This is a genomic window from Shewanella sp. (assembly GCF_051658185.1).
In the GTDB taxonomy this organism is placed as follows: domain Bacteria; phylum Pseudomonadota; class Gammaproteobacteria; order Enterobacterales; family Shewanellaceae; genus Shewanella.
Genome location: NZ_JBOFMC010000180.1, coordinates 1 through 11,439 on the forward strand (window position 1 = coordinate 1; position 11,439 = coordinate 11,439).

The 11,439-nt window shown below is 47.6% G+C and carries 12 protein-coding genes; 8 read left to right on the forward strand and 4 right to left on the reverse strand.

Going from position 1 to position 11,439, the window contains the following annotated elements:
- Nucleotides 1–132: 132 nt before the first annotated feature.
- The gene (locus ACRCZA_RS07300) at nucleotides 133–831 is read left to right on the forward strand and encodes a YdcF family protein (RefSeq protein ID WP_438673803.1); all 699 of its coding nucleotides are present in this window, start codon (nucleotides 133–135) and stop codon (nucleotides 829–831) included.
- 4 nt (nucleotides 832–835) lie between these two features.
- On the forward strand, nucleotides 836–1,519 hold the full coding sequence (locus tag ACRCZA_RS07305) for a DUF2982 domain-containing protein (RefSeq protein WP_438673793.1): 684 nt from the start codon (nucleotides 836–838) through the stop codon (nucleotides 1,517–1,519).
- Nucleotides 1,520–1,554: 35 nt separating this feature from the next.
- Here ACRCZA_RS07305 and ACRCZA_RS07310 read toward each other — a convergent pair whose 3' ends face one another.
- The 4 genes from ACRCZA_RS07310 to galU all read right to left on the reverse strand — a co-directional run bounded on the left by ACRCZA_RS07310 (nucleotide 1,555) and on the right by galU (nucleotide 4,885).
- The gene (locus tag ACRCZA_RS07310) at nucleotides 1,555–2,007 is read right to left on the reverse strand and encodes a bactofilin family protein (RefSeq protein WP_438673804.1); all 453 of its coding nucleotides are present in this window, start codon (nucleotides 2,005–2,007) and stop codon (nucleotides 1,555–1,557) included.
- A gap of 133 nt (nucleotides 2,008–2,140) precedes the next feature.
- Complete coding sequence (napF, locus tag ACRCZA_RS07315) at nucleotides 2,141–2,635, reverse strand: ferredoxin-type protein NapF (protein WP_438673794.1); 495 nt, start codon at nucleotides 2,633–2,635, stop codon at nucleotides 2,141–2,143.
- Nucleotides 2,636–2,963: 328 nt separating this feature from the next.
- Nucleotides 2,964–3,977 (reverse strand): UDP-glucose 4-epimerase GalE, encoded by a 1,014-nt coding sequence (gene galE / locus ACRCZA_RS07320; protein WP_438673795.1) that lies wholly within the window; start codon nucleotides 3,975–3,977, stop codon nucleotides 2,964–2,966.
- Entirely contained in the window at nucleotides 3,977–4,885 is a 909-nt protein-coding gene (galU, locus tag ACRCZA_RS07325; RefSeq protein WP_438673796.1) for a UTP--glucose-1-phosphate uridylyltransferase GalU, read from the reverse strand. Before galU ends, galE begins: the two co-directional genes overlap by 1 nt.
- A gap of 322 nt (nucleotides 4,886–5,207) precedes the next feature.
- Here galU and phhA point away from each other — a divergent pair, with 322 nt between their 5' ends.
- From phhA to ACRCZA_RS07355, 6 genes are all read left to right on the forward strand, one after another.
- Nucleotides 5,208–6,008: a phenylalanine 4-monooxygenase gene (gene phhA, locus ACRCZA_RS07330; RefSeq protein ID WP_438673797.1), complete on the forward strand. Its 801-nt coding sequence runs from the start codon at nucleotides 5,208–5,210 to the stop codon at nucleotides 6,006–6,008.
- A gap of 207 nt (nucleotides 6,009–6,215) precedes the next feature.
- Nucleotides 6,216–6,554 carry a 4a-hydroxytetrahydrobiopterin dehydratase gene (locus ACRCZA_RS07335; RefSeq protein ID WP_438673798.1) on the forward strand — a complete coding sequence of 113 codons (339 nt, stop codon included), beginning with the start codon at nucleotides 6,216–6,218 and terminating at the stop codon, nucleotides 6,552–6,554.
- A 295-nt stretch (nucleotides 6,555–6,849) separates the two neighbouring features.
- On the forward strand, nucleotides 6,850–8,388 hold the full coding sequence (gene tyrR, locus ACRCZA_RS07340; RefSeq protein ID WP_438673799.1) for a transcriptional regulator TyrR: 1,539 nt from the start codon (nucleotides 6,850–6,852) through the stop codon (nucleotides 8,386–8,388).
- Nucleotides 8,389–8,725: 337 nt separating this feature from the next.
- Nucleotides 8,726–9,712, forward strand: a complete 987-nt coding sequence (locus ACRCZA_RS07345) for a fumarylacetoacetate hydrolase family protein (RefSeq protein ID WP_438673800.1) — start codon at nucleotides 8,726–8,728, stop codon at nucleotides 9,710–9,712.
- 106 nt (nucleotides 9,713–9,818) lie between these two features.
- On the forward strand, nucleotides 9,819–10,469 hold the full coding sequence (gene maiA / locus ACRCZA_RS07350; RefSeq protein ID WP_438673801.1) for a maleylacetoacetate isomerase: 651 nt from the start codon (nucleotides 9,819–9,821) through the stop codon (nucleotides 10,467–10,469).
- Nucleotides 10,470–10,474: 5 nt separating this feature from the next.
- The gene (locus tag ACRCZA_RS07355; RefSeq protein ID WP_438673802.1) at nucleotides 10,475–11,098 is read left to right on the forward strand and encodes a nucleotidyltransferase family protein; all 624 of its coding nucleotides are present in this window, start codon (nucleotides 10,475–10,477) and stop codon (nucleotides 11,096–11,098) included.
- The last annotated feature ends 341 nt before the right edge of the window (nucleotides 11,099–11,439 follow it).

The following is an 11,439-nucleotide window of genomic DNA, read 5'->3' on the forward strand; positions in this document are numbered from 1 at the left end:
GGGCTGTGGGTTATCGCCCCGTTTGTTTGGGTAACATGAGGCGGGTTGGCTTAAAAGCGTTTTTAGGAATATCAGTATGTTGTGGTTAAGCAAAGTATGTTTTGGTTAAAGAAAATCGCTTCAATGGCAGTTATGCCGATCCCGTTTATCCTGCTGTTATTACTCCTGTCATTATTGCTATGGCGTTATCGTGCTCTGGCTAAGCGTGCGGTGGTGAGTGCAACGCTTATTTTGGGGTTGCTCAGTAGTCAACTGAGCGTCGATTGGTTGGCTCGGCCCCTTGAGGCCAGTTTTCCGATCAATTCTCGGCCGATTTCAGGCGCATGTTATGTGATGGTGTTGGGCTCGGCCCATGCCGATATTGCGGCGGCCTCGGCGGTGCAGTCGCTCTCGGCCGTGGCTCTGGCAAGGCTGTCGGAAGGGATACGCCAACTTGCATTGGGCCAAGACTGCCAATTGTTGGTCAGTGGTTGGAGCGGCGAATTGACAGCATTTGCCCACGCCCAGATGATGGCCAAGGCCGCCGTAGAATTAGGGGTGGATAGTCAGCGCATTGTGCAGTTACCGTTAGCCAGAGATACCGTTGAAGAAGCGCTCTATGCCAAGGAAATCATCGGCGATCGTCCGTTACGCTTAGTCACCTCGGCCGATCATATGCCTAGGGCTATGGCAATTTTTACCACGCATGGCTTAGCCGCGAGCCCCGCCCCGACAGATTTTAGGGCGCGCCCAGATTTTTGGTGGCGGCTTAATGCCGATAATTTACTCACCTCTCAGCGAGCGATTCATGAATATATTGGTCGCCTCTGGTTTTGGATGACACAGGAATAATGCAATGAAGTTAACGCCCGAAGTACAAAGGATACAGCCATTATCTAAGCGCAATGGCTTAACGTTAACCTGGGCGGGTGGCAGTGCTTTTTTGCTCGGTATTGGGTTATTTGTCGTTGTTCCCGCGTTTTTTGCCTTAGGGTTAGTCTTGTTTTGTATGGGGGCCATCGCCCTCATTCTCGGTTTAGCCAAAGTGTATGAGCCGCAAACGACGCTCACCCTTGATGAGCAAGGGCTCACCTATTTCCATCGCCGTGGTCGGGTGTTTATTGCTTGGGATAACATTGCGCGGATTGACATACCAAGAGTAACGCATGGGATTGATAATATTGAGTTATCATACCTTGGGATCAAATTAAAACGCCTAAATCCTATCTTGGATAATATTTCTCTGCGCCTCGCGACGGGACTATTAACGGAACAACGCCCCTTGTTGGTGACGGCGGCCTCCTCCCAGGCAGAATTGGCCACCCTCGAGACTTATTTGGGGGCCGAATTTAGCCCTCTGGTGCTGGATGGGGAACGTTATCGCGGTGTATTAGCCATGTTTGGCCACCGCTGTACTATGTTAGATAGTCATTTGGGGTATCACCTGTATATTCCCCATGAGAGTTTAGATCGCCCGCCACAGGCATTTATTAAGTTGCTACGCCAGAGCGTCGCCCAAGCGATAGCCGCGAAGGGCTGACCGTCGTCGGCGCCTAGGGAGGTAAAGGTGGGAGGTTAAGGCGTCTTAAGCGTCACATCCCCTTGGATAGGTGCGGCACTGAGCGATAAGCTTTTGGCCTCATAGGGCGCGGCTAAACTGTGGGTTTGGATGGTAGAGACATCTTCTTTGATCCTTAAGCCGATAAATTGGCCGCCCTCCATAATTTGCATCGCGGTGCTGGCAACATCGCCATCAACCACACCATGATTTTGGATCACTAAGCGCTCACAAATTAAGCGTCCTTTAAAGTAACCATTGACGATAAATTCTTGGCATTTGATTTCACCTTCAACTCGGCCACCTTGCTCGACCATAATATTGCCCTGGGACAATATTTGACCATTGACCTCTCCACCAATCAATATATCGCCCATTAATTCCATATTACCCGTTAATTTAGTGCCATTAGCAATAAAACTGAGTGGTTTTGCGGTTTTTCTGGAAAAAAGGCCTAATTTACTCAACATGATCATGATGTTACTCAATGTAAATTTCACCAAATATTAACGTAGATAGGGATGCTAACTCAAGTTAATCTAAGGTTATTTGCCGAATGAGTTGTATTAGCCTTCGGGCTCCACATTTGTCCATTTGCATGAGTTAGCTAGGATCAGTCTCTGCGTTAAGTAAGATTGCCTGACTGGGGCAGGGGGCCACACAGGCACCGCAGCCCGTGCATAACTCCACATCAATTTTCGGGCTTGGGACTTGGCCGATGCTGGGGGTAAAACGAATCGCCCGAGGCTCACAGGCATCCTTGCAACTTTGGCAGCAAATGCCTTGATAGGTTAAACAGGTATCGAGGATTGTTGCTTTGTGTTGCCAAGGGGCGGTTTGAGTGAGATCAAACACAGGTTCTGGGCAAGCCTTAGCGCATAGGGTACAAAAAGTACATTCATTCTCTTTAAAGGAGATTTCCGGAAATCCGCCATCACCTTTGAAAATGATATGGGTTTCACAGACATCGATACATGCGGCGCAACGGGTACATACATCAGTAAATTCAATAGTATCACGCACCCAAGGCGGTCTCATTGCTGGGGTTTTGCGGCGATTAAAGAGGCTGCGCCGACCATGATTGATAGGTTGAGTCATGTCTTTCCTACTGTAGTTATCAGGTTTGGGCTAACACACGGGTTGTTTGGCTGAATATGGCGTGGGTGTTTAAGGGTAACACTTAGGTGTGCTGCTTACACTTAATGGTCGCGTTTAACTGTGGCTCATACTCGCGTAGTTGGTGTTAGCTCAACATGAGCTCAACACGAAAAACACAAAAGATGCCCCCCTGCATACGCGCTAAATCATCCATTCACTAAAAAAATGGCTCGGAACCCGAGCCATTATGCAGTTAACTTAGCTGTTGTTAACGATTATGTAGCTAACTAATCCGTTGTTAACCATTGCGTTGTTAACCAATCCGTTGTTAACCATTGTAGCCGGTAGGATTGCTTGACTGCCAATGCCAACTGCTGCTTGCCATGTCTTCTAGGCTGTGTGTGGCCTGCCAACCGAGGTCTTCCTTGGCAAAGGTTGGATCGGCATAACAGGCGGCAATATCCCCCGGGCGGCGGGGGGCAATTTGATAGGCAATGGTTTTTCCACTGGCTTTTTCAAAGGCTTTAACCATATCCAGCACGCTATAGCCTTGGCCTGTACCGAGGTTATAAGTGACAAGACCAGGCTGAGTGGCTAATTTTTCAAGGGCTTTTAAATGTCCTTTGGCTAAATCCACCACATGGATATAGTCGCGCACACCTGTGCCATCGTGGGTGGGATAATCATCACCAAAAACACTGAGTACCGCGCGCTTACCCACTGCAACCTGAGCAATAAACGGCATTAAATTATTTGGAATATCATTGGGATCTTCACCAATCAACCCACTGGCATGGGCACCAACAGGGTTAAAGTAGCGTAGACGAGCGATATTCCAACTCGGATCGCTATGGTGTAAATCGGCAAGAATATGCTCGACCATGAGTTTTGATTGCCCGTAAGGGTTGGTTGCCCCAGTCGGAAAATCCTCAGTGATCGGCAGGCTTGCCGGATCGCCATAGACGGTAGCCGATGAACTAAAGACGAGATTTTTCACCTGATATTCTGCCATGACTTTGCAGAGGATCAGGGTACCGGTGACGTTATTCTCATAATATTTAAGGGGCTTAGCAACCGATTCGCCCACCGCTTTTAAGCCCGCAAAATGAATGACAGAATCGATAGCATGATCACTAAACACTTTCTGTAACAATGCTTTATTAAGAATATCGCCTTGGTAAAATGTGACTGATTTCCCCGTAATGCGCTCGACACGGTTTAGGGCTTCGATACTTGAGTTAGACAGGTTGTCTAATACAATCACTTCGCTCCCCGCATTGAGTAATTCTACTACGGTATGGGTGCCGATATAGCCAGCACCACCAGTCACTAAAATCGCCATTATTTTATTCCTTTTACAACAGTCTTTAAGTATTGGGCAAACTCTTCGCCGATCTCGCTGTGGCGCAGAGCGTATTCAACGTTAGCGCGCATATAGCCTTGTTTGTTACCGCAATCGTGGCTTTTTCCTTCCATGTAGTAGGCATTCACGGTTTCTTGCTGCATTAACATGGCAATGGCGTCGGTCAGTTGGATCTCATCGCCGGCACCTGCGGGGGTTTTTGCTAATAATGGCCAAATCGCGGCGGGCAGGACATAGCGGCCAACGACGGCAAGATTGGATGGGGCTTCATCAACGGGGGGTTTTTCAACCAGCTCCACTAATGGCTCGGACTCGCCCGGTTGTAAATCGTGGCCATTCACATCGGCAATACCGTATTGGTTAACGAGGTGATGTGGTACCCCTTCGACCATGATTTGACCCACTTGGGTTTCATCAAATAAGGCCACCATGGCGGCTAAGTTATCTTGAGTCAGATCGCAGCTGGCTTCATCGATAATCACATCCGGCAGCAATACGGCGAAGGGCGCATCGCCAACCACGGATTTAGCACATAAAATCGCATGGCCTAAGCCTTTAGCTTGGGATTGACGCACGCTGATCACTGTTACGTCTTTTGGACAAATCGATTGCACCGCTTCTAATAGTTGGCGTTTTACTCGGCGCTCAAGCTGAGCTTCTAATTCAAAACTGGTATCAAAATGGTTTTCAATGGAGTTTTTACTCGCATGGGTAACGAGCACAATTTCTTTGATGCCAGCGGCAATAGCTTCACTTACAACGTATTGGATTAATGGCTTATCAACAACGGGCAACATTTCTTTAGGAATGGCTTTGGTTGCCGGTAGCATGCGAGTCCCTAAGCCTGCGACAGGAATAACAGCTTTACGAATTTGATGTTGTTTCATTGCGAACCTTTTAAGTCAAGGAGATGCGATTAGCGGCCATTATTCTAAATGACCTATGCAGAAAAGCTATTTACAAAAATTGGATTCTAGCGCGATTTCTACATTTAATCAGTCAAAGATTAAATTTTTGAGCCATAAGGTCAGCGTCTATTGAGGAGATGTTTTCCATTATGGGCTTTGGCATCTTACCATTAACTGCGGTGTAATATTTAGTTTACGTTTACGTCACCCAAAGGCTTGAACTATAAAGTGTGAAGCAGTTAACAAAATTCAGCCCTTAGATCACTATTAGGCCATGCTTAACAATCTGTAAGTGAACACTATGACCAAAGGATCTGCCTATGTTGCCCGCCATGGCGATGTGACAGGCTATATCGATTATCCCCAAGAGGAACATGATATTTGGCGGCAACTCTATGCTCGCCAAGCGGTTAACTTGCCGGGCAGGGCCTGTAAGGAATACTTACAGGGCCTAAGCGCGCTTGGCTTGCCTGAGGATCGTATCCCGCAACTGACTGAAATTGACGCCGTATTACAGGCCACGACCGGTTGGAAAACGGCTGCCGTGCCAGCGCTGATCTCTTTTGGGCGTTTTTTTGAATTATTAGCCAATAAGGAGTTTCCGGTAGCCACCTTTATCCGCCGTAAGGAAGAATTTGATTACTTGCAAGAACCGGATATTTTTCATGAAATCTTTGGCCATTGCCCGTTATTGACGAATCCCTCCTTCGCCCATTTTTCGCATATGTATGGCCAATTGGGTCTGAATGCCAGCAAGGAGGAAAGGGTATTTTTAGCACGGTTATATTGGTTTACGGTGGAGTTTGGTTTACTTAAACCTCGGGAGGGCGAACTGTGTATTTATGGTGGCGGGATTTTAAGTTCCCCCGCAGAAACCTTATACGCGATGACAAGCCCAATACCAGAACGTAAGCCCTTTGATTTGTTGGAGGTGCTGCGCACGCCTTATCGTATCGATATCATGCAGCCTATCTATTACGTAATAGAACATATTGATATGTTAGATGAAATTGCCAAATTAGACATTATGGGGTATGTGACAAAGGCGCGGCAGTTGGGCCTGTTTCCCCCTAAGTTTCCGCCTAAAGCTCAAGCAAGTTAGCCAATGGCCATTACTAGGATTTGCATGGCAATGGCTTTGACATTTTATGGCTTTGCTATTCATCGCTTGGATACCATTGCCTTAAATACCAGAGGTTTTGATAGGTGTCGCTTAGGCCGATTGACCTAGGTTCTTTTAAAATCGTGATGCTGTAAGTGCGTCACTAAACCCAAATAGACGTTGTAGACGTTGCCCAAAGGAGTATGTATGACAGCGTTATCTAAGATGAAATGTGAAGCTTGCCAAGCTGATGCGCCTAAAGTGACCGATGACGAACTGGCCCAGTTAGTGCGCCAGATCCCCGATTGGAGCGTCCAAGTGCGTGATGGCATCATGCAGCTTGAGCGAGTGTATAAGTTTAAAAATTTTAAAGCGGCGATGGCCTTTTCGAATAAGCTGGCTGAGCTGGCTGAAGCTGAATTTCACCATCCCGGCATGTTAATTGAGTGGGGTAAAGTTACTGTTACTTGGTGGTCACACTCTATTAAGGGATTACATCGGAATGATTTCATCATGGCCGCCAAGACTGACCAGTTATTAAATTGAATAAAACTTAAAATAAATCAGTGCATTAATTTAGATTGTGCACTGATTTTTTCTTTATGTTACAAATGGACTGTAAACTAGACTTGCCACTTTTGCATTTACCTTCTAACGTATACCCGCCCTGTGAGGACTCCAGCCAATTGGCTTAAACAACATCGGTTTAAGCAACATTGGTTAAAGCAACATTGCTTAAAGCGACATTGGCTTGAGTTTCATCAGCATGAGTTTTATCAGTCCAACAGGGCGCTACGCGGTTTATTCCATAATTCGAATCAAAAAAGGAATATCAGTCATTATGCGTTTGGAAGTTAGCTGTCAAGATCGCGTTGGTTTAGCGAAAGATATCTTAGTGGTGCTTGAACGTTATGGTATTAATTTAATTGCTATTGATGCCAGTAACCAAGGTTTTTTATACCTTCAATTTGCCGAAATCCGTTTTGAAACCTTAAGTGCTTTGATGCCGCAAATCCGCAAAGTGGAGAGTGTCCACGATGTGCGAACCGTCTCCTTTATGCCCTCAGAGCAGGAGCATTACGCTCTTAAAACCTTGCTTAAGACCTTACCTGACTTAGTCTTTTCCATTGATGTGAAGGGGCGCATCCGGATTGTCAATGAGTCGGCATTGCTGAATATGGGCATGACCGAACATGAGGTGGTTGATGAATCATTAAACCATTGGGTGCAAGGGTTTAATTTCAGTCGTTGGTTAAGTGAGAGCCAAGTGCTCGCCCAGGCGGCGCGGGTGCAAATTGGTCAAAATGAATATCTTGCCGAAATGCTGCCCATTTATTTGCCCGATGAGAATGATAAAACCATTCTTGCGGGGGCGGTGGTGTCGCTGAAGTCGCCAGCGCGGCTCGGAAAACAATTTAACGCCCTGCAAAATCAAACCGCAGGCTTTGAAAATGTGCTCGCCAGCAGTGACAAAATGAAAGAGGTGCTCAAGCAGGCCCGGCGTATGGCTCAGCTCGATGCGCCGCTGCTGATCACCGGCGAAACTGGTACCGGTAAAGAATTAATGGCCAGAGCCAGTCATGATGCCAGTATGCGCCGTGAAAAACCTTTTATTGCGATTAACTGCGCCGCCTTGCCCGACAGCGCCGCTGAAGAAGAATTATTTGGCTATGTCAGTCAAGGCAAAATCATTAAGCGGGGTTTTTTTGAAGAAGCCAAGGGCGGCACGGTCTTTTTAGATGAAGTGGCCGAAATGTCCAAGGCTGCCCAAGTGAAATTATTGCGGTTGTTGCAGGATGGGACTTTTAGGCGTATCGGTGGGGATGAAGAGGTACGCGCCGATGTGCGGATCATCTGCTCGACCCAAAAAAATCTGGCGGAATTGTGCCAAACGGGCGAGTTTCGTGAGGATTTATATTATCGGATCCATGTGCTGAGTTATCACATTCCTGCCCTGCGGGAACGTAAAGTCGATATCATTCCGCTCACTGAAATGTTCCTTGAGCACTATAGCCAGCAGCTTTCAAGCCCGGTGCGGCGCATTTCGGCCCAGTGCCGCGAGCATCTGTTGAGTTATGCCTGGCCCGGTAACATCCGCCAATTAAAAAATGCCGTGTTTAGAGCGGTGTCGATGTGGGATGGCTCGGCAGAGTTAACGGTTGAGCAGCTTAAATTACCGTCCTACGCCGAAGGTTTTGGGTACTTTGATCATGACTTTGAAGGCAATTTAGATGATGTCGTCAAGCAGTTTGAGGCCAGTGTGTTACGCAGGCTTTATCCGGCTTACCCCAGTACGCGCCAATTAGCGAAAAAATTGGGAGTATCCCATACGGCTATCGCCAACAAGCTCAGAGAGTACCAGATTGGCAAACGTAGTTGAACCTGACTCGCGGGAGAGTTGTAACCGTTTCGTGCCACTCATTTGTTGGCTTTTTAATCAGTTTGAGTGGTTAACGGTTGAGGACTGGCCTTTACAGGAATGATGTCATGAATTGTTTACAAATTTGCTATCAAGCAAAGTAAATGTGATTTATGTCACGCTATAGGAATCTGGCGCAGCTTCGGGTATTTCTACGCAAAGCGCAGCGATTTGCATCCCATCCGCGTGGCGACAACCTTAGGCAAACCTCGCTATTAACCCAATTAACGCTGGCATGCGTATGCTTGCCAGCTAACAGATGATTGTACGCTTACGCCGTAGCAACACAGGAGTTCATATGAAACTTGCAAGTTATAACAATGGTCGCCGAGATGGTCAGTTAATGTTAGTGAGCCGCGATCTCAGCCGCGCCGTTGCCGTACCCGCGATAGCCCATACCCTGCAGCAGTTGCTCGATAGTTGGGCACTGCTACAACCACAACTGCAAGAATTGTACGATGCGCTTAATGATGGCCTATTAGACAATGCCCAACCCTTTGATGAAGCTAAATGTTTAGCGCCATTACCCCGAGCTTATCAATGGGCCGATGGCAGCGCCTATGTTAATCATGTGGAGTTAGTGCGTAAGGCGCGCGGTGCTGATATGCCAGAGACTTTCTGGACTGATCCGCTGTTTTATCAGGGTGGCTCCGATAGTTTTATTGCACCTAAGGCCGACATACCGCTGGCAAGTGAGGAATGGGGTATCGATTTTGAGTCTGAAATTGCCATCATCACCGATGATGTGCCTATGGGCGTAAGCGATAAGGATGCCAATCAACACATTAAATTACTGATGTTAGTCAATGATGTTTCGCTCAGAAACTTAATTCCTGCGGAGCTTGCCAAGGGCTTTGGTTTTTTCCAATCCAAACCTTCGAGTAGCTTTTCGCCCGTTGCCGTCACACCCGATGAATTAGGTGCGCGTTGGCAAGATAGCAAAGTGCATTTACCACTGGTGACCCATTTAAACGGTGAGCTATTTGGGCGGCCCAATGCTGGGGTGGATATGACCTTTAATTTCAGCCAATTAATTGCTCATGTGGCGAAAACTCGGCCATTAGGCGCGGGGGCGATCATTGGCTCAGGGACGATTTCTAACTATGACCGCAGTGCCGGCTCCAGTTGTTTGGCAGAAAAACGCATGTTAGAAGTGATTGCCAGCGGGAAAGCGACGACCCCATTTATGCACTTTGGTGACACAGTGCGCATTGAAATGTTTGATGATAAAGGTGTGACGATTTTTGGGGCGATAGACCAAAAAGTGGTTGAGTACAAAGGCTAATATTTTGGCATTTGTTGGATATAGCCTTTAGGCTAACAGACGGGGCTAATCGCCCCGTTTTTATCGGTTTTTTATCAAGACAGGATCGAAAGTAGGAGTTTGCCCGATGAAACTTTACGGTTACTGGCGCTCGAGCGCTGCATATCGTGTGCGTATCGCCCTTAATCTAAAAGGGATCAATGCTGAGCAGCAGTCGGTGCATTTGCTGCGCGACGGCGGAGAGCAGCATAACGCCGCCTATCGCGCCCTGAATCCCCAAGAATTAGTGCCTACGCTGCTCCTTGGTGAGGGGCCTGAAGCGGCGGCATTATCGCAATCGTTGGCGATTATTGAATATCTTGACGAGTGTTATCCCCAATCGCCGCTGCTGCCCGCCTCAGCCCTTGCGCGTGCTCAAGTGCGCGCCATGGCATTAAGCATTGCCTGTGATATTCATCCTCTTAATAACCTGCGGGTATTGCAGTACTTAACCCAGACTTTGGGCGTTGACGAAAGTGCCAAGAATGCCTGGTATCAGCATTGGGTGACTAGCGGCTTTGCCCCGCTCGAAACCCTACTGACACGCCACAGTGGCCAGTATTGTTTTGGTGATACTGTGACGATGGCCGATGTCTGTTTAGTGCCGCAGGTTTATAACGCTCAGCGATTTAATGTGGATTTAACGCCTTATCCTAATATCCTGCGAGTATGGCAGGCCTGTCAGCAGTTGCCTTCCTTTGCCCTGGCTGTTCCAGAGCTTCAGCCCGATGCGCAGTAACGAATATGTCGTCAGGGTTAACCCAAGCGGCTCAGTTCAAGGATGAAGCGCTATTACAGCAGCGTTTATTTGAGTGGCTCAGTCAAGATCATCTGCGCCTAACGCTGCTCGCTCAGGTGGCCGAGTGCGCCGCGCTGCATCCCATGCCGCAGTGGTGCATTGCGGCAGGTTTTGTGCGTAACTTGGTGTGGGATCGATTGCACGGCTTAGCCCCCATGCCGCTGGCGGATATTGATGTGATTTACTATTGCCCACAGGATGTGAGTCGCCAGCGGGATCGGGCCATTGAAGATGCTTTGCGCCATGTGGCACCTGATCTGCCTTGGTCGGTAAAGAATCAGGCGCGGATGCATGTAAAACATCAAGATGCGCCGTATCTTTCTTGCATTGATGCAATGGCACATTGGCCTGAAATCGAAACTGCAGTGGGGATTGGCTATAGCAAGAGCGGGGCTGAGAGCTCGATGGCAGCTGGCTATCGGTTATATGCGCCCTTTGGGTTGCAGTCATTATTTGCACTAACATTAACGCCCAACCCGCGCCGGGCCATGGCCGTATTTCAGCAGCGTCTCGCAGACAAAGGGTGGCTAGTGCGTTATCCATTGCTCACACTCGCGCGGGGAGAGTAAACCACGCGTAATCAATCCCTATGAATGTGTGATCCGGTCTAGCGTTATCTTAGAGTATTCACTGATATTGGTGGTGTTTGTGACTCGAATGAGTGAAGGAGTCCACTCAGTACGTTAACGGGTTAACCTTGTTTGGGCCGCAATATTGCGGAATATGTGATCTATATCTAGTTGATATACCTAAATATAAGTATTGATATTAAGCTTGATTTGGATCAATAAATCACCGCTATTTCTCTGGCAGTGTAAGCATCAATTGTTAAGTGATGTAATTAAAAATAAAATCAATGTTGCGCACATGGAGTATGGTGATGAATAAAAATATCGTTTCTGCTGTTGTT

What these genes read in the sequence shown, in the direction of transcription:
- ACRCZA_RS07300 (WP_438673803.1), top strand. Translation starts at nt 133, where the DNA reads ATGCCGATCCCGTTTATCCTGCTGTTATTACTCCTGTCATTATTGCTA.
- ACRCZA_RS07305 (WP_438673793.1), top strand. Translation starts at nt 836, where the DNA reads ATGAAGTTAACGCCCGAAGTACAAAGGATACAGCCATTATCTAAGCGC.
- ACRCZA_RS07310 (WP_438673804.1), bottom strand. Translation starts at nt 2,007, where the DNA reads ATGTTGAGTAAATTAGGCCTTTTTTCCAGAAAAACCGCAAAACCACTC.
- napF (WP_438673794.1), bottom strand. Translation starts at nt 2,635, where the DNA reads ATGACTCAACCTATCAATCATGGTCGGCGCAGCCTCTTTAATCGCCGC.
- galE (WP_438673795.1), bottom strand. Translation starts at nt 3,977, where the DNA reads ATGGCGATTTTAGTGACTGGTGGTGCTGGCTATATCGGCACCCATACC.
- galU (WP_438673796.1), bottom strand. Translation starts at nt 4,885, where the DNA reads ATGAAACAACATCAAATTCGTAAAGCTGTTATTCCTGTCGCAGGCTTA.
- phhA (WP_438673797.1), top strand. Translation starts at nt 5,208, where the DNA reads ATGACCAAAGGATCTGCCTATGTTGCCCGCCATGGCGATGTGACAGGC.
- ACRCZA_RS07335 (WP_438673798.1), top strand. Translation starts at nt 6,216, where the DNA reads ATGACAGCGTTATCTAAGATGAAATGTGAAGCTTGCCAAGCTGATGCG.
- tyrR (WP_438673799.1), top strand. Translation starts at nt 6,850, where the DNA reads ATGCGTTTGGAAGTTAGCTGTCAAGATCGCGTTGGTTTAGCGAAAGAT.
- ACRCZA_RS07345 (WP_438673800.1), top strand. Translation starts at nt 8,726, where the DNA reads ATGAAACTTGCAAGTTATAACAATGGTCGCCGAGATGGTCAGTTAATG.
- maiA (WP_438673801.1), top strand. Translation starts at nt 9,819, where the DNA reads ATGAAACTTTACGGTTACTGGCGCTCGAGCGCTGCATATCGTGTGCGT.
- ACRCZA_RS07355 (WP_438673802.1), top strand. Translation starts at nt 10,475, where the DNA reads ATGTCGTCAGGGTTAACCCAAGCGGCTCAGTTCAAGGATGAAGCGCTA.